A 21,480-nucleotide genomic window follows, 5' to 3' on the forward strand; every position below is an offset into this window, starting at 1 on the left:
GCGGCTCGCCGGGCACTCGACCGGCGGGGTGGGCCGTCACCCACTCGACCAGCGCTATTTGGTCGCCTAGTGGCGGAACTTCACCGGGGCACCGTGATGCTCTTCGAGGATCGCGCGGATCGGGTCTGGAATCGGCGTCGGGCGACCTGTCTCGGCGTCGATCACGACCAGCGTCGTCTGTGCGACAGCACATGTCGTACCGGCCGGGTCGACCAGGGTGTAGCCGAATTGGAAAGAAGCAGTGCCGATTCGGCTGACCCGACCGAAGATCCGCACCGGTTCGGGCGTATAGGCCAGCGGCGAGTGGTACTCGATATCCTGCCGAGCCACCAACATCGAGATGTTCTCCCTACGTGCGCCGAACCATTCGGCAAACGCCCGCACCCGCGCTTCTTCGAAGAGTCGCGCCACCTGCACATTGTTGACATGCGCCAGCGAGTCCATATCACCCCACCGAAGGTGAATCAGCAGTTCGAACTGGTCGGGGTTCGCTGCCTCGACGGTCTCGGACGAAGAATCGGTCATGAGGGTCGACATTAAGGCATGACCTCCCAGCCCCCGACAATGCGTACGACCCGACTCACTCGCCGAAGATGATGGGCGCTGCCCGCCCGACGTCGTACACTAGCTCCTTAGTTCCCGCTCACGCGCGCTCATCGATCCGACTGACGCAATTGGCATAACCGCTGGGAGGCATGTTGTTCATCGGCACCGCCCGACTGCAGCTTGCTCCGGTGACCGATAACGACGTTGATGACCTGCACGCACTCGACAGCGACCGATCAGTGATGCGATTCGTCAATGGTGGGATCCCGACACCGCGTCGGGATATCGCCGACTGGGTAATCCCTCGTGCCCAGGCCGAGTACGCCGCTTATGGCACCGGCTTATGGACTATCCGTCGTAGCGCTGGCGGCGGGTTCGTCGGATGGACGTCATTGCGCACGCCTCGGCATAGCAATCGGAGTGAACTGGAACTGTCGTACCGATTGCGCCGTGACGGCTGGGGTCGGGGCATCGCAACCGAAGCGACCACCGCGCTCGTGGCGATGTCCTTCGAACAACTTGCGACACAACGGATCTTCGCCAGCACTCTTGCGATGAACACCGGGTCGCGGCGCGTGATGCAAAAACTCGGCATGCGACTGTCGGCGATCCATATTAGTGACGAACAAATTCTTTCCGGTTTTGAACGCGACGAAGTGGAATACGAATTGATGCGCGAGCATTGGTTCAATAGGCTGCCCCGCCACGCGTCACGCCCACCGGAGAATCGCCCGTCGTGGCCACCTAAACACGCGCGACACTCTGCCTAACGATACCGTTGACGCATGGGGCCCCACCCGGCTCACCACGCCCAGCGATAGGAAGATGTTCACGCATATGAGCACCCCTACTGACAACGCAACCGCCCGGCACCACGTCGTGATCGTCGGGTCCGGATTCGGCGGCCTATTCGCCGCGCAACGCCTGAAGAGAACCGACGTCGATGTCACCATCATCGCGCGGACTACTCAGCACCTCTTCCAGCCGATGCTGTACCAAGTCGCGACCGGCATCGTGTCCGAAGGTGAAATCGCCCCCGCGACCCGCATCGTATTGCGCAAACAGCGCAATACCCGGGTACTGCTCGGCGATGTGAACAAGATTGACTTGAAGAACAAGACCGTGACGTCGCGGCTACTCGAGCGCATCACCGAAACCCCGTACGACAGTCTGATCATCGCGGCCGGCGCCGACCAGTCCTACTTCGGCAACGATCACTTCGCCGAGTACGCCCCCGGTATGAAAACCATCGACCATGCCCTCGAACTGCGTGGACGCATCCTCGGAGCGTTCGAGCAGGCCGAATTGTCCAATGATGCCGCCGAACGCGACAAGCTGCTGACGTTCGTCGTCATCGGTGCCGGACCGACCGGCGTCGAATTGGCGGGACAGATCGCCGAAATGGCGAATAAGACCCTCAAGGGCAGTTTCCGCAACATCGACCCGACTCAGGCGAAAGTAATCCTGCTCGACGCCGCGCCTGCCGTACTCCCGCCGTTCGGCGAGAAACTCGGCAAGAAAGCTGCCGCGCGTCTGGAGAAGCTGGGCGTGGACATTCAACTGAACGCGATGGTCGTCGACCTTGACTACGACGGCATGGTCGTCAAGGAAAAGGACGGCACGACTCGTCGGATCGAGTCGCAGTGCAAGGTCTGGTCGGCCGGCGTACAGGCCAGCCCACTAGGAAAGCAACTCTCCGAACAGTCGGGCGTCGAGCTCGATCGCGCCGGACGTGTCAAGGTACTGCCCGACCTATCCATCCCCGACAATCCGAATGTCTTCGTCGTCGGCGACATGATGGCCGTCGATGGAGTGCCGGGCGTCGCGCAAGGCGCGATCCAGGGTGGTCGATACGCCGCTGACGCGATCAAGGCCGAACTGAACGGCAAGCAAACACCGGATCAGCGAAAACCGTTCAGCTACTTCGACAAAGGCTCGATGGCGACTGTGTCTCGGTTCAGCGCGGTTATGCAAGTGCCGATCCCAGGCACCAAGAAGAAATTCGAGACAGAGGGCTACTTCGCGTGGCTCGGCTGGCTGGCACTGCACCTGGTGTACCTAGTTGGTTTCCGTAACCGCCTCAATACCATTGTCAACTGGTTCTTCGCGTTCAGTACGCGTGGCCGCGCGCAACTGGCGATTACCGAACAGCAGGTGTACGCGCGGACCGCGATCGGACACCTCAGCGAGCTGGCGAAGAAGTCCGAGATTGAGATTGAGGCCGGCATCGACGCCGAGCAAGAGGCTGCGCGCGCGGCCGCGGCCAAGGAAAAAGAGTCCGAAGCTAGTTAGCGCCCGACGCTCGCCGCACCTCTATGCGAGGTTCTGTAGCCGAACCCTCGACGTCGCCAGCAACTGACCCGAGTCGTCGGTCATGTCGACCTGCCATAGTTGCTGCCGCTTGCCCCGATGTATCGGTGTCGATCGGGCTGTGATGACGCCCGACGGTACCGACTTGAGGAAGTCTGTGCTGTTGTTCACGCCGACCGCCTTGGTGCCCAACCCGGTGTCGAGAAGCCACACGACTCCCGAAATACTCGCGACGCTCTCGGCGATCGCACAGTAGACGCCGCCGTGGACAATGCCGTACGGCTGGTGGTGTTTCGGATCGATGGTCATCGTGGCGACCACTTCGTCTGGTACCGCTGAGCGCATTTCCAGCCCAAGGGTCGCGTCGAACCCAACCGGTTTCAAATCATCGGCCGAGAAAGTCTGTCCACCGTCATTATCTGCGCTCATAGTGTTGAAGTTACCCAGCGCGGTGAGTGGGACTGCCGCGGGTATCGAAAAACGTCGGGCACTAAATCGGCAGGCCCCACGTTAATCAAAACGTGGGGCCTGCCGTGGCGTGGACCGGGGGTCTCTGCAGCCCTCAGGACTCTCTCGCGGTCCGCGTAGTTATTAATGTAGGCTAGCCTTACCAACCTGTCAACCCCACACCGCATACCGAATTCGCCGATACGGAGAACATCAGTAAAATGAGAAAAATGAATGGATTGGGTGAGCTCGAGCGCGCGGTCATGGACACCCTGTGGGCAAGTCCAGACGCACAGACCGTGCGGCAAGTGCACGAAACTCTGTCGCAGGATCGATCCCTCGCCTACACCACCGTGATGACTGTGCTGCAGCGTCTCGCCAAGAAGAATCTGGTCACCCAGATCCGCGACGACCGAGCGCACAAGTACGCCGCCACACACCCGCGCGAAGATCTGGTCGCCAACCTCATGGTCGACGCACTCTCTGAAGCTGATGCCCCCGGCTCCCGCCATGCCGCACTCGTGTCCTTCGTCGGACGCGTCGGTGCAGATGAGGCCGCGGCCCTTCGTCGTGCACTCGATCAACTCGAAGCATCGCAACAACCCTATAAATCCGACTAGTCTCTTGGGTACGCACTATGTACCCAAGATTCTCCAGCCCAAGGAACTGACCAAATGACCGCGCTGCTCTTCGGCATCCTCACCGTAGTGCTGGTCGGTCCTGTTCCCGAACTATTGTCGCGAGCGGCCTGGCCGCTGCGCACCCCGCGTGCCGCGATGGTGTTATGGCAGTCAGTGGCGCTCGCCGCCGTCTTGTCCGCATTCAGTTGCGGACTCGCGATCGCCGCCAACCTGCTCGCCCCGGGGCCCGACGGCGCCCCGACTACCAATCCATTTGACGAGATCAATCGACTAGGGCTCCCTCTCTGGTTGATCTACGTCAGCGTTTTCATCCTGACCCTCGTGGTTGGCGCGCGAATGATCTTCACGACGGTTCGGGTTGGCGCCCGTACCCGCGCACGTCGCACCGCGCATCGCCAACTTATCGATCTACTTGATCGCGTTGACCGCCGCGAAGCCGAGGCGTCGAATCCGCTCTCGGCCCGCGACGTCCGGATGATCGAGGTTGAGCAACCGCTCGCCTATTGTTTGCCGGGGCTGCGTCAACGCGTCGTGATCAGCGAAGGCGTCGTGACCCGACTCTCGGTCGACGAACTCACCGCGGTCATCGTGCATGAGCGCGCCCACCTGCGCGCCCGCCACGATCTTGTTCTCGAAGCATTTATCGCGCTGCAAGAGGCGTTCCCCCGGTTCGTGCGCAGCAGTTCGGCACTCGGTTCCGTCGAGCTATTGGTCGAGGCACTTGCCGACGACCAGGCCGTGAAAGCGACAACGCCGACGACTCTCGGGCGCGCACTAGTTGCCTGCGCCGACGCCGTCGCCCCGCGTGGTGCGATGGCGGTCGGTGGACCAACAACACTCACGCGCATCACCCGACTCGCGGATGCCCCCTCGGCCGCGCTTACCTTCGTGGTCTACGTCGCGGCAGCCGCTATCTTGGTTGTGCCGACGCTGGCGGTGGCTATCCCGTGGCTAACCGAGTTGTCTCGACTGATCGCGGCCGTGAATTGACTCTCGATCGCCACCGAATCTCGCGGGTTGACGAACCTGCCTGGGGCAGACGCGAATGCGAGGCAATAGGCTAGCTGTCATGAACGCGCCTTCATCGTCTGCCACCCCGTCATCCGTCCCCACTGGGACCGCACAGATCGGCGTCACCGGTCTCGCGGTCATGGGTTCCAATATCGCCCGCAACTTCGCCCGCAACGGCTACACCGTGGCGCTGCACAACCGCAGCATCGGCAAGACCGACGCGCTCCTGGAAAAGCATGGCGGCGACGGCGATTTCGTCCGCACCGAGACGGTTGAAGAATTCGTCGACGCGCTTGAGCGGCCGCGTCGAGTCTTGATCATGGTCAAGGCTGGCGATGCTACCGACGCCGTCATCAACGAGCTAGCCGATGCGATGGAGCCCGGCGACATCATCATCGACGGTGGTAACGCGCTGTACACCGACACCATTCGACGCGAAGCGGCACTCGCCGACCGCGGCCTACTTTTCATCGGAGCCGGCATCTCCGGCGGCGAGGAGGGCGCGCTCAACGGCCCGTCGATCATGCCCGGTGGCCCAGCCGAGTCGTACAAGTCGGTAGGTCCGATGCTGGAAAAGGTTGCGGCACAGGTCGATGGCGAGCCGTGCTGTACCCATATCGGTGCCGACGGTTCGGGTCATTTCGTGAAGATGGTGCACAACGGCATCGAATATGCCGACATGCAGCTGATCGGCGAGGCCTATGACCTGATGCGCCGCGCGCTTGATCTGCCGGTCGCCGAGATCGCTGACGTCTTCCGCGAATGGAACACCACCGAGCTAGAGAGCTACCTGATCGAGATCACCGCTGAGGTGCTCTCGCAGGTCGACGCCGAGACCGGCAAACCCCTCGTCGACGTCATCGTCGACGAAGCCGGCCAGAAGGGCACCGGCCGCTGGACGGTCAAGGCCGCCCTCGACCTCGGCATCCCGACAACCGGCATCGCCGAGGCGGTATTCGCACGGGCGCTGTCGAGTTCGACGAACCAGCGCAAGGCCGCACAAGGTCTTGCGTCGGGTTCGCTGTCGGCGGCACCGGCCGACAAGAAAGCTTTCGTTGACGACATCAAGGCCGCGCTCTACGCGTCCAAGGTGGTCGCTTACGCGCAGGGCTTTGATGAAATCTCCGCTGGCAGTACCGAATACGGCTGGAATGTCGACCGCGGCTCACTGGCCACCATTTGGCGCGGCGGCTGCATCATCCGTGCGCAATTCCTCAATCGAATCCGCGAGGCATACGCGACCGACCCCGAGCTGCCAAGCCTGCTGCTAGCGCCGTATTTCCGCGATGCCGTGGAAGCTGGCATCGACGCCTGGCGTCGAGTGGTCGCCACCGCGACGACGATGGGAGTGCCGGTGCCGGCATTCGCGTCCTCGCTGTCGTATTACGACGGTCTACGCAGCGAGCGGCTGCCCGCAGCCCTCACGCAAGGGCTGCGTGACTTCTTCGGCGCGCACACCTACCAGCGCGTCGACAAGCCCGGTACGTTCCACACCCTGTGGAGTGAAGACAGAAGTGAGGTTTCGGAGTAAGTGCAGTTTCTCGAAGGCCATCGTCCCGACCATGACCTGACCTACGACGATCTGTTCATCGTCCCCAACCGGTCCGACGCGTCGTCGCGCTTTGACGTCGATCTGTCGACCGCTGACGGCACCGGCAACACGATTCCGATCGTGGTCGCCAATATGACCGCCGTCGCCGGTAAGCGGATGGCCGAAACCGTTTCGCGCCGTGGCGGATTGGTGGTCCTCCCCCAGGACCTGCCAATTCCCGCGGCGTCCGAGGCGATCGCCTTTGTGAAATCGCGTCACCTGATCGCCGACACCGCGGTCACCTTGACGCGGAACAATTCGGTTGCCGACGCCCTCGCGCTGATCCCCAAACGAGCGCATGGCGTAGCCGTTGTTATCGATGACGCCGGCAAACCCCTCGGTCTGGTCAGTGAGAAACACTGCCGCGATATGGACCGCTTCACCCGAGTCAGCGAAGTACTCGACCCGGATCTGGTCAGCATGAGCATCGACACCCCACCGCGCGAAATATTCGACGCCGTCGCCGAACTGCATGTGGGACTAGCTGTTCTTACCAACCGGGACGGCACCCTTGCCGGGGTGCTGACCCGCGTGGGCGCGTTGCGCGCCGGTATCTACGAACCCAACGTCGACGCCGAGGGGCATCTTCGTATCGCCGCCGCCGTCGGTATCAATGGCGACGTCGTGGGTAAGGCACGGGCGCTGGCCGACGCTGGTGCCGACGTCTTGGTGATGGACACCGCGCACGGGCATCAGGAGAAGATGATCACCGCGTTGGAGTCGGTAGCCGAGCTCGACCTGGGTCTGCCGATCGCAGCGGGCAATGTGGTCTCAGCCGCCGGAACACGGGACCTGGTCAATGCCGGCGCCACGATCGTCAAGGTCGGTGTGGGGCCCGGCGCCATGTGCACGACTCGAATGATGACCGGAGTGGGACGGCCGCAGTTCTCCGCTGTCGTCGAATGTGCCACTGCGGCACGAGAACTCGGCGCCCACGTATGGGCCGACGGCGGTGTTCGGCATCCGCGCGACGTTGCCCTAGCCCTGGCCGCGGGAGCGTCGAATGTGATGATCGGGTCGTGGTTCGCCGGAACCTACGAATCCCCCGGCGACCTGAAACGCGACGAGCACGGCTTCTACAAGGAGAGTTTCGGAATGGCATCCAAACGCGCCGTCGCAGCGCGTTCGGCATCCGATAGCGCCTTTGACCGCGCGCGCAAGAGTCTGTTCGAGGAGGGCATCTCGTCCTCGCGCATCCGACTCGACCCTGTCCGGCCGAGCGTCGAAGATCTCATCGACCAGATCTGTGCCGGCGTGCGTAGCACCGCTACCTATACCGGGGCCCGGAGCCTGACCGAGTTGCACGAGAAGGTCGTACTCGGAATCCAATCCGCCGCCGGTTTCGCCGAGGGCCGCCCACTGCCAGGAGGCTGGTAAAACCATCGTGGACATCGCGCTGTACGTCCTCGGCGTAGTCGGGTTCATTGCCCTGACTCTGGGAACTGCTCTGTTCGTGGCGTCGGAGTTTTCGCTGACCGCGTTGGAGCGGTCGGCTATCACCGACGACGTCGCCACCCGCGGCGATCGACGCTCACGGCAGGTGGAACGGGCCCACAAGACCCTGTCCTTCCAGCTATCAGGCGCCCAACTGGGTATCACCATCACCACGTTGATCACCGGTTATATCGCCGAGCCGGTGGTAGCGACGGCGATTCGGCCGTTGCTCGAACTCGTTCATCTGCCCGACGCTGCCGTCACCGCGGTGGCGCTGGCCATCGCGTTGATCATCGCCACGTCACTGTCGATGGTGCTCGGTGAACTCATCCCGAAGAATCTCGCAATCGCCCGGCCGATGGATGTCGCACGGGCAACAGCCGGCGCGATGTCCGCCTTTTCCGCGATCTTCCGCTGGGCCATCAACGGCCTCAACGGCACGGCGAACTGGATTGTGCGGCGGCTGGGAATCGAACCGGCCGAAGAATTGCGTTCGGCGCGGTCGCCGCAGGAACTGGGGTCGCTGGTGCGAAACTCGGCTCTGCACGGCGCCATCGATTCGACGACGGCCGCGCTTGTCGACCGTTCCCTGCGGTTCGGTGAACTGACCGCCGAAGATCTGATGACCCCGCGCGTCACCGTTGAATGCCTCGATGGCGATGAAACGATTCGCGATCTGATCACCGCGTCGTCGCAGACCGGGCATTCCCGCTTCCCGATCGTGATTGAGGGAGATCTGGACAACCTGCTCGGCATCGTCCACATCAAACAGGCGTTCACCGTGCCCCCCGAGGCGCAACGGACCACGACCCTCGCGAGTATCGCCCGACCGGTCACCACCGTGCCGACCAGCCTTGACGGCGACGCGGTGATGGAACAACTGCGGGCCGACGGACTGGAAGTCTGCGTGGTCATCGACGAATACGGCGGTACCGCGGGCATCGTGACCACCGAGGATGTCATCGAGGAGATCGTCGGCGATGTCACCGATGAACACGACAACGAACGCGCCGACGTCACTAGAGACGGTGCCGGGTATCTGTGTGCGGGCCTGCTCCGGCTCGACGAGCTGACCGATGCGATCGGCTATCGCGCGCCTGAGGGAGCATATGACACCCTCGGTGGCCTGGTGATGTTCAGTCTCGGCCGCATCGCGACGGTCGGCGACAGCGTCGAACTCCCCACCGTCGAATACGGCACCGACAACGAGAGCCGTGACCCGTCGAGTGAACACGACGAATTGTCACAGCCCCGTTGGCGAGCGATGGTCACCACGATGGACGGACGGCGGATCGATGTCGTCTCACTTCAGCCACTTGAGGACGACCGGGCGGTATCTGATGCAACCGGCCCATCGGCCGACGGCGGGGAGGTGTCGCGATGAACGACCTGTGGGGTGTAGTACTCACCGTCGTGCTGCTGGCCGGCAACGCGTTCTTCGTCGCCGCCGAGTTCTCGTTGATCTCGGCGCGCCGCGATCGACTCGAAGCGCTCGTCGAAAGCGGAAAGACGCGGGCGCGCACCGTAATTCGCGCCTCCGAACACTTGAGCCTGATGCTCGCAGCGGCTCAACTGGGAATTACCATCTGTTCGATCCTGCTCGGTCGAGTCGGTGAACCCGCTGTCGCTCATCTCATCGAGAAGCCGCTGGAATGGGTACACGTTCCGGAGAGTTTCCTGCATCCGATTGCGTTCACCATCGCGTTGTCGCTGGTGGTGGTACTCCATATCCTGCTCGGCGAGATGGTGCCGAAGAATATCGCGCTGGCCGGTCCGGAACGATCGGCAATGCTGCTCGTTCCCATGCACTTGGCCTTCATCAAGGTGGTCCGGCCACTGATCGCGTTCTACAACTGGCTGGCGAATATCAGCCTCCGTGCGATGCGGGTCGAACCCAAAGATGAGTTGGACGCGACGGTGTCGACCGGTGAACTCGCCCAGATGATCGGCGAATCGAAGGCCGAAGGTTTGATCGACGCCGAGGAGCATGAGCGACTCACGCGGGCGCTGGAGAGCGTCGGCCGGACGGTGTCCGAGGTGATGATTCCGCTGGAAAGTCTGCGCTCGGTGCAGGCTCGCCGCGATCCGGCCACCGGCGGAGTGGGACCGCGACTGGGGTCGGTCGAGCGCGCGGTGTCCGACACCGGGTTCTCCCGGTTCCCCGTTCGCTCTCCGGACGGCACCTACACCGGATATCTGCACCTCAAAGATGTTCTCGACGACATCCTCGACGAGCAGATCGGGCCGGACACCATCATCGGCATCGACAAGATCCGGCCACTGCCGGTGCTTTCGGCAACCACACCTATCGATGAGGGAACCTCCGCGCTGCGGCGGACCAGTTCTCATCTCGGTGCTGTCGTCGACGATTCCGGACGCACCATCGGTGTTGTCGCGCTGGCTGATTTGGTGGAGGAAGTCGTCGGCACCGTCCGCGACGAAACGAACCGGCTGTGAGGTGAGCAGCTCGATGACCGACACTGGCGTGTTGATGTCGGCTGACTCTTGGCGCGCCGCCGCCCAGCGGCATCGGACCCGCGTCGATGAGCTCATTGGTGACTACTTGGCCGCACGTCGTCGCGGCGCGAAACATCCGGTGATCGATTTCTTGTTCACCTACTACCCGTATCGGCCTGTTTTGTTGCAGCGCTGGCATCCGGGCTTCGGGGTGGTACTGGCCGATGCCGACGGGCGCACGCACCCGTATGCGGATCAGCGCGGCTATGAACGCGTCGGCGATGGTGTCACCGTGTCCCAGGCGTACCTGCGTAAACGCGCTACGACGATCGCGTATACGTCGGAGTTGTTGTCGGCCACCGCTTCCCGGCCGGCGCGACTCGGGTGTTTCGGTTTGCACGAGTGGGCCATGGTCTACCGCGGCGCCGGGAGCGAAGCGAGCGGGCCGAATACGACGAGCGCCGGGAGCGAAGCGAGCGGGCCGAATATGACCGCCGCGCCCCAACATTCGGTGCCGCTGCGGCTGGGCGTGGACGGTACCGACCGGGTGGTCGAGTCGATGTCGTTGCAGTGCACGCATTACGACGCGTTCCGGTTCTTCACTGAACCCGCCGTTGGGCGAAACTCCGCACCGCTGACGCGGGCATCGCAGGTGGACTTCGAGCAGCCCGGGTGTCTTCACGCCTCGATGGATCTGTATCGGCTGACGGCGAAGTTGATGCCGTTGATCGATTCGGGGCTGTTGTTGCGCACTTTCGAACTCGCGTATGCGGCGCGAGAGATTGACATGCGTGCGAGCCCATACGATCTGCGCGACTACGGGTATGCCCCCATCGCAATAGAGACGGCGGCCGGGCGGGCGGAATATGTGCGAGCGCAAACCGTTGTAGCGGAGCAAGGTTCGCGTTTGCGGACCGAGCTGCTACGTCACATCACCGAGTTGCGATCGACTCTGTCACGCGCCTGAAGTTACTTGCCGGTAGCCGACTGGGAGGTGTTGGGAACTGCGCAAACAGTTCCGAGTAGCATGAGTGGCGGCTTCAGCGCACCGCAGCGTGTACTCGGCGGAACGCTGTCGTCGTCGATCATTTCAAGGCTGCGCGGGGCGTCGGGTCCGACGTGCTCGCCGGGCACAGAAAGGCTGTCATGTCGCAACGCGTCACCGTCCATGGTCTGCAGGTCGCTCCCGTTCTCTACGACTTCGTCAACAATGAGGCGCTACCTGGCACCGGAGTAGATCAGGACGCGTTTTGGGCCGGAGCCGCGTCGGTTATCAACGAGCACGGCCCGCGTAATCGCGAACTCCTCGCGGTGCGTGATGACCTGCAGGCGAAGATCGACGCGTGGCACCGGGAGCATCAGACCCTCGACTTCGCTGAGTACAAGGCGTTTCTGGCCGAGATCGGTTATCTCGTCGAGGAGCCAGCCGACTTCGCCATCGGCACTGAGAATGTCGACGTCGAGATCACCGACACGGCCGGTCCACAGCTCGTGGTGCCGATTCTCAACGCGCGCTTCGCGCTGAACGCGTCCAATGCCCGCTGGGGTTCGCTATACGACGCGCTCTACGGCACCGATGCGATCCCGGAGACCGACGGTGCCGAGAAGGGCAAGTCCTACAACAAGATTCGCGGCGACAAGGTGATCGCGTTCGCAAAGGCGTTCCTGGACAAGGCCGTTCCGCTGGAGCATGGCTCTCATTCCGACGCGACCAAGTATGTGGTCGACGGTGAAAAGGTCACGGTGGTTCTCGGCGATGACACCGACACCACCACCTTTGCCGATCCGGCGGCATTCGTTGGATTCCAGGGCGACGCGCTGGCGCCGAAGGCAATTCTGTTGCGCCACAACGGACTTCACCTGGAAATTCAGATCGATGCGGACTCCCCCATCGGCTCGACCGATGCCGCTGGCGTCAAAGACGTGCTGGTCGAGTCCGCGATCACCACGATCATGGACTTCGAGGATTCAGTCGCCGCGGTCGACGCCGACGACAAGGTGCTCGGCTACCACAATTGGCTGGGCCTCAACAAGGGCGACCTGTCGGAAGAAGTCGCCAAGGGCGGCAAAACCTTTACCCGCGTGTTGAACCCGAACCGGGTCTACACCGCGCCCGACGGTTCCGAACTCGAACTGCACGGTCGCTCACTGCTATTCGTGCGCAACGTCGGGCACTTGATGACCACCGACGCGATCCTCGACGCCGACGGCAACGAGATCGGCGAAGGCATCCTCGACGCGTTGGTGACCTCGCTGATCGGCATCCATGGGTTGTCCTCCGAAGGTTTGCAGAACTCGCGCACCGGATCGATCTACATTGTGAAGCCAAAGATGCACGGTCCCGACGAGGTCAAACTGACCGCTGACCTGTTCGGCGCCGTCGAGAAGGTGCTCGGTCTGCCGGAGAACACCATCAAGGTCGGCATCATGGACGAGGAGCGCCGCACGACGGTCAACCTCAAAGCCGCGATCAAGGCCGCCGAGAATCGCGTGGTGTTCATCAACACCGGCTTCCTCGACCGCACCGGCGACGAGATCCACACATCGATGGAGGCCGGCGCCGTGGTGCGCAAGGCCGACATGAAGCAGCAGACCTGGATCAAGGCCTACGAGGACTTCAACGTCGACACCGGCCTGCACGCGGGACTGCAGCATAAGGCGCAGATCGGCAAGGGCATGTGGGCCATGCCCGATCTGATGCACGACATGCTGGAGCAGAAAATCGCCCACCCGCGGGCGGGCGCGAATACTGCCTGGGTGCCGTCACCGACCGCCGCCACCTTGCACGCGCTGCACTACCACGAGGTGGACGTGTTCGAGCGTCAGGATGACATCGCCAAACGCGATCCAGCGTCAGTCGATGACGTGCTGACCATCCCGCTCGCGGCGAATACCAACTGGTCCGACGCGGAGAAGCGCGAGGAACTCGACAATGACGCGCAGTCGATTCTGGGCTATGTGGTTCGCTGGATCGACGCGGGCGTCGGATGTTCCAAGGTCCCCGACATCCACGACGTCGCCTTGATGGAAGACCGCGCGACCCTGCGAATCTCCAGTCAGCTGCTCGCCAACTGGTTGCGACACGGCATCGTGAGCGAAGACGACATCGTCGAAGCTCTCAAGCGGATGGCACCAGTGGTCGACCGGCAGAACGCCGGTGACCCCGATTACCGCCCGCTGGCTCCGGATTTCGATACCAACATCGCATTCCAAGCGGCGAAAGAGCTTATTCTCGAGGGCGCGAAGCAGCCGAGCGGCTACACCGAGCCGATCCTGCATCGGCGTCGTCGCGAATACAAGGCTGCCAACAACTGACAGTCATATCCATAAGGAGTTAGTTGGTGGCCCACCACCGGACCGATGCGGGGCGCCGCGGAGTCAGTCGAGGACTGGTCTTCGCGGCGCTCTGCGTTATTTTGATCGTCGCCGTCGGGGTCCTCTGGTGGCAGCTCGGCGACCGCGTCGACAGGCAAGGCAACCAGGCGGCTGGAACCTGCGTCGAGGGTAAGGCGATGGTATCGATCATCGCCGATCCGGATATCACCGATGCACTGCGTGGAATTGCCAAGTCCTACAACCAAACTCATCCGGTGGTACGAGATCATTGCATTACCATCGATATTCGGCCGGGCGATTCTCGCATCACGTACCAGGGATTGACCGAGTCACAATGGGATTCGTCGACGCTGGGCGCCTTCCCTGCTGCGTGGGTGCCGCAATCGTCGGTGTGGACATCGCAGTTGCAAGTGACTAAGCCGGCCCTGCTCGACGGAACGCCCGAGTCGCTGGTGACGTCGCCGATCGTGCTTGCCGTGTCGCCGGAGTTCAAGGAGAAGGTCGACGGAAAGATCGACTGGGGACAGTTGCCGACCCTCGCCCGCACTGCCGGCAGTCTGTCGCGATTCGGGCTCACCGGTTGGGGCGCATTGCGATTGGCCATGCCCACCGGGCCCAATAGCGACCCGACGGCACTTTCCGCGCAGGCCGTAGCTACCGAGGTAACGCGCAGCCAGTCGTTGCTCACCGCTTCGGACGCCGACTCGACCCGAGTGCGATCGAGTATCCAGGTGCTTCTAGACGAGGCACCCAAACTCGACGAGAACACGTCGGCGTGGGCCGCGGACACCATCGCGAATGCCGCCGATCCGGCCAAGGCAACTATTCACGCGGTCCCGATTACCGAGGCGCAGTTGTACATCCTCAGCCGAGCCGGCAAGAGCGCGAATCTACGTGAGCTGACGCTTGGTGGAACCTCACCGCTGGCCGACTTTCCGGTCACTCACCTCTCCGGCGATAAAGTCTCGACGGCACAGGCCGACGGCGTCGGGGAGTTTTTCGCATTTGTGCGCCAGGCCGAGCAAATGAAGAAGCTCACCGCTCTCGGTTTCCGTGGTGATGCCGCTCTGCCGCAAGCCAATTCGACCGTTAGCTTCCCGGTCATCCCAAATCCAATGCCGGTGCCCGAGCCCGGAGCCGTCGTCGCGGTGAACAAGGCGTTGTACGGAAAGTCAGGCTGAAACCTGCGGCGTTAGGCGACCTGAGGGGATACCTCCCTTGCCGAGGCTCAGGACGCAGGTTTCAGTCGATGCCTGGCGCCGGGTTGTGGTGGGCACGTTCGGTGTTCGGCTTGCGGGGTCTCGATACACCGCGCGTCTCGCTGCGCTCGTCGGGCGGCACTCGACCAGCCAGTTGAGCGGCACTCCCGACCTCGGCGGGCGGCACTCGACCAGCCAAGTTAGGCGCCACACCCGACCCGGCGGGCGCTCGATCAGCCGGGTTCGCGCGCCGCTGCTACTCCGCGAAGGCCTCGATCGGCGGGCAACTGCAGACTAGGTTTCGGTCACCGAACGCGCCGTCGATACGACGCACGCCGGGCCATACTTTGTCCCGACCGCCGGCCGACGGCAGGCCATTCGGGTAAACGGCCTCTTCCCGCGTGTACGGGTGATTCCATTCCGCGACAAGACATTCCGCCGTGTGCGGCGCACCACGCATGGGGTTGTCGTCCACTGACCACTGCCCTGCCGCGACCTTGTCGATCTCGCCGCGGATAGCGATCATCGCGTCGATGAAGGCATCGATCTCATCAAGGTTTTCACTCTCGGTTGGCTCGACCATCAGGGTGCCGGCCACCGGGAAGCTCATAGTGGGGGCGTGAAAACCGTAGTCCGCCAACCGCTTTGCCACATCGTCGACGGTGACGCCGGTCTCTTTAGTCAGCCCGCGCAGATCGAGGATACATTCGTGGGCCACGAAGCCGCTGTCTCCGGTGTACAGCACCGGATAGAACTCGCCGAGACGCCGTGCGATGTAATTCGCCGACGCGATCGCGGTCAACGTCGCACGACGAAGTCCGTCGCCACCCATCATTGCGATGTACGCGTAGGTAATCGGCAGAATCGAGGCCGAACCATATGGTGCCGCAGAGATTGTCAGATCACCGGGCAGTTCGGCCGCGAGTGGGTGGCCCGGCAGGAATGGCGCCAGATGCTCGCGCACCCCGATGGGGCCGACGCCGGGTCCGCCGCCGCCGTGCGGGATACAGAAGGTCTTATGCAGATTCAAATGGCTGACATCGCCACCGAAATGTCCTGGACGGGCAACTCCCACAAGCGCGTTCAGATTCGCGCCATCGATGTAGACCTGGCCGCCCGCATCGTGTACGGCACCGCAGATCTCGGTGATCTCATGTTCGAACACACCGTGGGTCGACGGATAGGTGATCATGACGGCAGCAAGCTCGTCGCCGTGGGCAGCGATCTTTTCTTTGAGGTCGGCGGTGTCGACGTCGCCGTTTTCCCGGCACGCCACCACGATGACTTTCATACCCGCCATCACCGCCGACGCCGCGTTCGTCCCGTGCGCGCTAGACGGAATGAGGCACACCGTCCGCTGTTCGTCGCCGCGCGAGAGGTGATAGCGACGGATCGCCAGTAGCCCGGCGTACTCGCCTTGCGATCCGGCGTTGGGCTGCAAGCTGATTCGGTCGTAGCCGGTGATTGTCGCCAACCACCCTTCCAACGTGGTGATCAGCTCCCGGATGCCAACCGTGTCTTCAGCCGGCGCGAATGGATGCAAACCCGCGAACTCCGGCCAGGTAATCGGCTCCATCTCGGCGGTGGCGTTCAATTTCATGGTGCACGACCCAAGCGGGATCATGCTGCGGTCCAACGCGATATCTTTGTCCGCAAGCCGGCGCAAGTACCGCAACATCGCCGTTTCGGTGCGATAGCGATGAAATGCCGGGTGGGACAGGAACTCTGAAGTTCGGTTGGCGATGGGGGTGCTACCGGTCGCGGCGTCGACCCCGAACGCGTCGAGGACCGCGGCGACGTCAGCGTCGGTGGTCGTTTCATCACAGGCGACCGATACATGGTCGGCGTCGACGCGCCACAGATTGATACCGCCAGCTTTCGCGGCGGCCACGACATCGTCGGCGCGCCCCGGCACATGTGCGAGAACGGTGTCGAAGTAGTTCGCGTGGACGACGAGATCACCGAGTGAAGCGGCGATAGTGTCAGCGTGAGCGTGGACCCGCTGAGCGATCGCGGTAAGCCCCTGTGGTCCGTGATAACTGGCGTACATCGCCGCGACGACGGCGAGCAGCACCTGAGCGGTACAGATATTGCTGGTCGCCTTCTCCCGGCGGATGTGCTGCTCACGCGTCTGGAGCGACAGCCGGTACCCGAGATTGCCATCGTCGTCTTTGGAAACGCCAACGAGACGACCGGGCAACTGACGAGCATGTTTGGTATGGACCGAGAGGTAGCCGGCATGTGGTCCACCGAAACCCATCGGGACGCCGAACCGCTGGGTGGTACCGAAGCACGCGTCGGCCCCCTGCTCGCCGGGCGGGGTGAGCAGCGTCATCGCCAACAAGTCGGCGCCGACCGCGACGAGCGCGCCACGGTCGTGGGCGGCGGTAATGATCGGTTCGGCATCGACGACCCGGCCCGACGCACCCGGTACCTGGGTGATGACTCCGAAGAACTCGCCGTCGGGCAAACCGGCGTCGGGAGCTGCCGGATCCAAACGTGCTTCGACAACCTCGATGCCAAGCGGCTCGGCGCGGGTTGCGATGACGGCTTTGGTTTGCGGAAAGAGTTCGGCGTCGATGACCAGGCGCGGCGATTTGGACTTTCCGGCCCGGCGCAATAGAGTCATCGCCTCGGCGGCGGCGGTCGCTTCGTCGAGCATGGACGCATTGGCGATCTCCATGCCGGTGAGGTCGGAGACCATCGTCTGGAAGTTGAGCAACGCTTCGAGTCGGCCTTGACTGATCTCTGGCTGATACGGCGTGTACGCGGTGTACCAAGCGGGGTTCTCGACGACATTGCGCAATATCACGCCAGGCGTATGCGTGTCGTAGTAGCCGAGGCCGACCATCGAACGAGCGACGGTGTTCTTGGCCGCCAGGCCGGCGAGCTCTGCGCCCACCTGAGGTTCGGAGAGTGCCGACGGCAGGGCGTCGAGTCCATCCGCGCCATCAGCGATGCTGGACGGCACAACCCGCGCGGCCAACTCGTCGAGGTCGGATACACCGACGGCAGCCAGAATCCGGGTGGTCTCGTCGGAGTCGGGTCCGATGTGACGGTCGGCGAAGAGTGCCGACTGGGCGGATGTGTGGGAGGACTCCAGTGCCATGAGGGCAACCTCTCGCGAAGCCGATGCCGATGCATCGACGATCAGTGCCCTCTCCCTCTGTCAATGCCGACTAAGGTCGGCGCCTGAGAGTTTCGGTCGCGCCGCTACCCCGGTAAGGGCAGACGACCACGACTTTTCACCGTGGGCGGACACGCTACTACACGTGTCACTTTCCAGAGACATCGTCAACGCAACGGTCCGGGGTGCCTGAGAGATTGACGGAGAGGTGTTGCTCCTTCGGCGGCCAGATCCGAGTTGCGGTCCGGCGCTCTCCCGCTGCGCAGCGATGCGTTGTCAATACTAACCGCCCACGTGAAGACACCTCATTCGCCGGGGCGTCGGGTGTATCACATCATGGCCGCCGACTACCCCACCGGAATTTGCGGCCACATAGCAATAATTGACGTGAACGGCCGAAAATCTGTGGGGTATTTCCGGCACGCCGCCACGGTCAGGGGGCGTCGATCTCGAGATCGACCAGCAACTCCGAGGCGAGGCGCTCGAGATCGCTACGGACCGTTGACAATTCGGTTCCCGGCGGAATGCGGACGTCGAAGTCGGCTTCGAAGAGAATCCCGCCGGCCATCGGCGCCTCTCGGGTGCCGGTGACCATGTTCTCGATGGTGGCGCCACTGGCGCTGAGGGCTGTCGAGATCTCCTGCACGATGCCGGCGCGATCGTTGCCCAGCAATCCGATACGCAGGGCAGTCCAGTCATTACCGGAAATTACGTCTCCACCGCCGTCGTGAACGACAACGTCGAGTAGACCGTCGAGTTTCGTCACCGAGGAGATCACCTGGTCGGCATCGGAGGCCGCGACCGTAACCACGACGATGCCGGCGAATTTCCCGGCCAATCGGGCGAGTTGACTTCGATCCCAGCTACCACCGTTTGTCGCTATCGCGTCCGCGAGTGCTGAGACCAAACCGGGCCGGTCGTCGCCGATGACGGATAGCACGAGATTTCGCATGGCTTTAGGGTATCGGTTGGATCGGAGGGGGCGGTTCAGATTGGCGCGAACCGGGGTGCGGCGGTTTCGGAGGTTCTGTGAAAGTTACTGCGCCATAAGGTTTTTGGCTGGGTTTTGAGTTGGGGTCACCGCGTCTCGATACACCGAAGCTCGCAAGCTCGCTTCGGCACTCGACGATCGGCGGTGGTCCGAATCGGCACTCGACAATCAGCGGTGGCCCGGCTGGCATTCGACGATCGGCGGTGGCCCGGCTCGACGACCGTAAGTGGCCCGCCTCGACGGTGGGTTATCTAACCTGTTTTGCGCGTCCGGTTCTTACGACGTGCCGCCAGTTCGTCTTCGGGTGCGGTTTCGCTGACGCCGCCATCGGCGCGCTCGCCTGGGAAGTCGGCGATCGTGCCGGACAGCTCCCGCATGGCACCACTCACCGCGATACCGAACACGCCTTGGCCACCCTGCAAAAGGTCGACGACCTCTTCGGCCGATGTGCACTCGTACACGGTGGTGCCGTCGGAGAACAGGGTGATCCGCGCGAGATCTTCGACGCCGCGCTGGCGAAGATGATCGACGGCGACTCGGATGTTCTGCAAGGAGATACCGGTGTCGAGCAGACGCTTGACGATCTTCAAAACCAGAATGTCTTTGAAGGAGTAGAGACGCTGACTACCGGAACCGGCGGCGCCGCGGATCGATGGCACAACCAGCGAGGTCCGCGCCCAGTAGTCGAGCTGGCGGTAGGTGATACCAGCGATCTGGCATGCACTTGGCACCCGGTAACCGACGAGATCGTCGGGCACGGTGTCGTTCGGGAACAAACCCGGCGCGATGTCGTCGAGGGTGGCTTGTTGCCCACCCGCACCCACCTCGGTACGGTTGTCGCCGTTGTCGATCGGCTGATCGCCCACTCCACACTCCTCGCAGCACTCGGATGGCCTCAAACTGCGTTAGGCGGCGCACGATGTTCGGCGCCGACCTTCACGGTACCCGTGTCAGCCATTCTTTCCTATTGCCAGCCTGATCTGGAAGGCAATAAATAGACCGTATGCGCGTGAGCAAACTACTTCAACGCGACGCGCTGGAGGCTAAACCTAAAGTTGAGATGTAGGGTTACCGTGACGCTGCGGTGGCCGTACCGTGACCTATTCCCCGGCCTTGAAGTCATCTGGTGAAACGCTGTCGAGGAATTCTTTGAATCGTTCGACCTCGTCTTCGGAGAGTTCACCATCGGCGTCGACCCCCGTCTCGCCGCTGCCTTCGGCGTCTTCGTCGGGGATGATCAGGCCAGCCTCCACGAGTACATCCTCGTCGGCGACGATGGGTACGCCCGCGCGCAGTGCGACCGCGATCGCGTCGGAGGGACGCGCCGAGACCGTCAGTTCATCGTCGAAAACCATCTCCGCGTAGAAGGTGCCCTCTTGCATGTCGACGATGCGTACCCGAACCAGCTCGCGCCCCAGCGCTTTGACCAGATTGACGATCAGGTCGTGCGTCAATGGACGCGGGGGCTCAATCCCCTTCTGCCGCAATGCGATCGACGCCGCTTCACTTTGGCCGATCCAAATCGCCAAATAACGCTCGCCGTCAACCTCACGCAATAGGAGGACCGGCTGACTCTGCGGTGGCTCGACACGAATGCCGACAACTTTCATCTCACCCATGACTCCACCTTCCTCGCGGGTCGCACTCGCCGCTCGCCTAACCAGCGGTCGGGATGACTCCCCGGCCAACATTGAAGTGGCTCAGTCCAGAATATCGCGGACCGCTGCTTTCACCAGTTGAGTATGCAGAGTTACCGACAACGCCGCGATTTCGCGTACCAACTCTTCCGCCCGATCACGAGCACCAGTACCGCGACCTTTTGCGATCGGACTGGCAATCTGACCAACGAGTCCGGCTTCGCGGTCCGCCGATACTTTGAACGCGCGCAGGTGGCGTGTCTCGAGACCATAGCTCGCCAACGAACCAGCGGCTTCGACTAACCGCACCGCGTCCTCGTCGAAGAATCCACCGGGTCCGGCGGTAAGCAAACCATTACGCATCAATTCGGTGATGAACGCGCTGTCCACCCCGGTGCGTTCGATCAGATCGTCGCGCGACACCCGTGAGCCGCGCGTTCCGAAATCAGTCGCCGGCGCAACCGCTCCACGCGCGCTCGACAGCAGTGTCGGCTGGCCCCCCGTCGTCGACGAACCCGCGTCCATCTCGTCGAGTTGTTCCTTGATGACCTTCAGCGGAAGGTATCGATCACGTTGTGCGGTCAGCACAAAACGCAAGCGTTCGTAATCAGAATCGGAGAACCGCCGATAGCCCGATGGCGCCCGTTCGGGCGTCACCAACCCCTCGGATTCCAGGAACCGAATCTTGGAGATGGTGACGTCGGGAAAGTCATCGCGCAGGCGTCCAAGGACAGAGCCAATAGACATGACTCC

Annotated in this window: 18 protein-coding genes and 1 riboswitch; of the genes, 11 read left to right on the top strand and 7 right to left on the bottom strand. The window is 62.7% G+C overall.

Translation table 11 applies throughout. The annotated features are described in order from the left end of the window. Nucleotides 1-66: 66 nt before the first annotated feature. Nucleotides 67-525 (bottom strand): acyl-CoA thioesterase, encoded by a 459-nt coding sequence (locus GOEFS_RS17925; RefSeq protein ID WP_040525489.1) that lies wholly within the window; start codon nt 523-525, stop codon nt 67-69. A gap of 170 nt (nt 526-695) precedes the next feature. Here GOEFS_RS17925 and GOEFS_RS17930 point away from each other — a divergent pair, with 170 nt between their 5' ends. Together GOEFS_RS17930 and GOEFS_RS17935 are read left to right on the top strand one after the other, a co-directional pair. Beyond that, nucleotides 696-1,316, top strand: coding sequence for a GNAT family N-acetyltransferase (locus GOEFS_RS17930; protein ID WP_007319361.1), 621 nt, complete (start codon nt 696-698; stop codon nt 1,314-1,316). Nucleotides 1,317-1,383: 67 nt separating this feature from the next. Further along, complete coding sequence (locus GOEFS_RS17935) at nt 1,384-2,838, top strand: NAD(P)/FAD-dependent oxidoreductase (RefSeq protein WP_007319362.1); 1,455 nt, start codon at nt 1,384-1,386, stop codon at nt 2,836-2,838. Nucleotides 2,839-2,859: 21 nt separating this feature from the next. On the opposite strand, the gene GOEFS_RS17940 is transcribed toward GOEFS_RS17935, so the two are convergent. Continuing rightward, nucleotides 2,860-3,285, bottom strand: coding sequence for a PaaI family thioesterase (locus tag GOEFS_RS17940; RefSeq protein ID WP_007319363.1), 426 nt, complete (start codon nt 3,283-3,285; stop codon nt 2,860-2,862). Between the two features lie 239 nt (nt 3,286-3,524). Here GOEFS_RS17940 and GOEFS_RS17945 point away from each other — a divergent pair, with 239 nt between their 5' ends. The 9 genes from GOEFS_RS17945 to GOEFS_RS17985 all read left to right on the top strand — a co-directional run bounded on the left by GOEFS_RS17945 (nt 3,525) and on the right by GOEFS_RS17985 (nt 14,954). Beyond that, nucleotides 3,525-3,923, top strand: coding sequence for a BlaI/MecI/CopY family transcriptional regulator (locus tag GOEFS_RS17945; RefSeq protein ID WP_040525469.1), 399 nt, complete (start codon nt 3,525-3,527; stop codon nt 3,921-3,923). A 54-nt stretch (nt 3,924-3,977) separates the two neighbouring features. Further along, nucleotides 3,978-4,934, top strand: a complete 957-nt coding sequence (locus GOEFS_RS17950; protein ID WP_007319365.1) for a M56 family metallopeptidase — start codon at nt 3,978-3,980, stop codon at nt 4,932-4,934. Between the two features lie 79 nt (nt 4,935-5,013). Further along, nucleotides 5,014-6,486, top strand: a complete 1,473-nt coding sequence (gnd, locus tag GOEFS_RS17955) for an NADP-dependent phosphogluconate dehydrogenase (protein ID WP_007319366.1) — start codon at nt 5,014-5,016, stop codon at nt 6,484-6,486. Beyond that, nucleotides 6,487-7,923 (top strand): GMP reductase, encoded by a 1,437-nt coding sequence (gene guaB1 / locus GOEFS_RS17960; RefSeq protein WP_007319367.1) that lies wholly within the window; start codon nt 6,487-6,489, stop codon nt 7,921-7,923. It begins immediately after the preceding gene. 7 nt (nt 7,924-7,930) lie between these two features. Then, nucleotides 7,931-9,364: a hemolysin family protein gene (locus tag GOEFS_RS17965; RefSeq protein ID WP_007319368.1), complete on the top strand. Its 1,434-nt coding sequence runs from the start codon at nt 7,931-7,933 to the stop codon at nt 9,362-9,364. Continuing rightward, nucleotides 9,361-10,437, top strand: coding sequence for a hemolysin family protein (locus GOEFS_RS17970; protein WP_007319369.1), 1,077 nt, complete (start codon nt 9,361-9,363; stop codon nt 10,435-10,437). The genes GOEFS_RS17965 and GOEFS_RS17970 overlap by 4 nt, the downstream gene beginning before the upstream one ends. A 13-nt stretch (nt 10,438-10,450) precedes the next feature. Further along, nucleotides 10,451-11,404, top strand: a complete 954-nt coding sequence (locus GOEFS_RS17975; RefSeq protein ID WP_007319370.1) for a hypothetical protein — start codon at nt 10,451-10,453, stop codon at nt 11,402-11,404. A 179-nt stretch (nt 11,405-11,583) separates the two neighbouring features. Then, nucleotides 11,584-13,752 (top strand): malate synthase G, encoded by a 2,169-nt coding sequence (locus GOEFS_RS17980; protein ID WP_007319371.1) that lies wholly within the window; start codon nt 11,584-11,586, stop codon nt 13,750-13,752. Nucleotides 13,753-13,778: 26 nt separating this feature from the next. Beyond that, nucleotides 13,779-14,954, top strand: coding sequence for a substrate-binding domain-containing protein (locus GOEFS_RS17985; RefSeq protein WP_007319372.1), 1,176 nt, complete (start codon nt 13,779-13,781; stop codon nt 14,952-14,954). Nucleotides 14,955-15,228: 274 nt separating this feature from the next. Here the strand turns inward: GOEFS_RS17985 and gcvP are convergent, their stop codons facing one another. The 5 genes from gcvP to ftsR all read right to left on the bottom strand — a co-directional run bounded on the left by gcvP (nt 15,229) and on the right by ftsR (nt 21,474). Next, nucleotides 15,229-18,081: an aminomethyl-transferring glycine dehydrogenase gene (gcvP, locus tag GOEFS_RS17990; protein ID WP_007319373.1), complete on the bottom strand. Its 2,853-nt coding sequence runs from the start codon at nt 18,079-18,081 to the stop codon at nt 15,229-15,231. Nucleotides 18,082-18,265: 184 nt separating this feature from the next. Beyond that, a riboswitch (glycine riboswitch) is annotated at nt 18,266-18,367 on the bottom strand. A gap of 165 nt (nt 18,368-18,532) precedes the next feature. Continuing rightward, nucleotides 18,533-19,051, bottom strand: coding sequence for a glycine cleavage system transcriptional repressor (locus tag GOEFS_RS17995; RefSeq protein ID WP_007319374.1), 519 nt, complete (start codon nt 19,049-19,051; stop codon nt 18,533-18,535). 290 nt (nt 19,052-19,341) lie between these two features. After that, on the bottom strand, nt 19,342-19,956 hold the full coding sequence (locus GOEFS_RS18000) for a MerR family transcriptional regulator (RefSeq protein WP_007319375.1): 615 nt from the start codon (nt 19,954-19,956) through the stop codon (nt 19,342-19,344). A gap of 234 nt (nt 19,957-20,190) precedes the next feature. Further along, nucleotides 20,191-20,709, bottom strand: coding sequence for a bifunctional nuclease family protein (locus GOEFS_RS18005; RefSeq protein ID WP_007319376.1), 519 nt, complete (start codon nt 20,707-20,709; stop codon nt 20,191-20,193). Nucleotides 20,710-20,790: 81 nt separating this feature from the next. Further along, on the bottom strand, nt 20,791-21,474 hold the full coding sequence (ftsR, locus tag GOEFS_RS18010) for a transcriptional regulator FtsR (RefSeq protein WP_040525470.1): 684 nt from the start codon (nt 21,472-21,474) through the stop codon (nt 20,791-20,793). Nucleotides 21,475-21,480: the final 6 nt, after the last annotated feature.

It is taken from the genome of Gordonia effusa NBRC 100432 (assembly GCF_000241305.1).
Taxonomy (GTDB): Bacteria; Actinomycetota; Actinomycetes; order Mycobacteriales; family Mycobacteriaceae; genus Gordonia; species Gordonia effusa.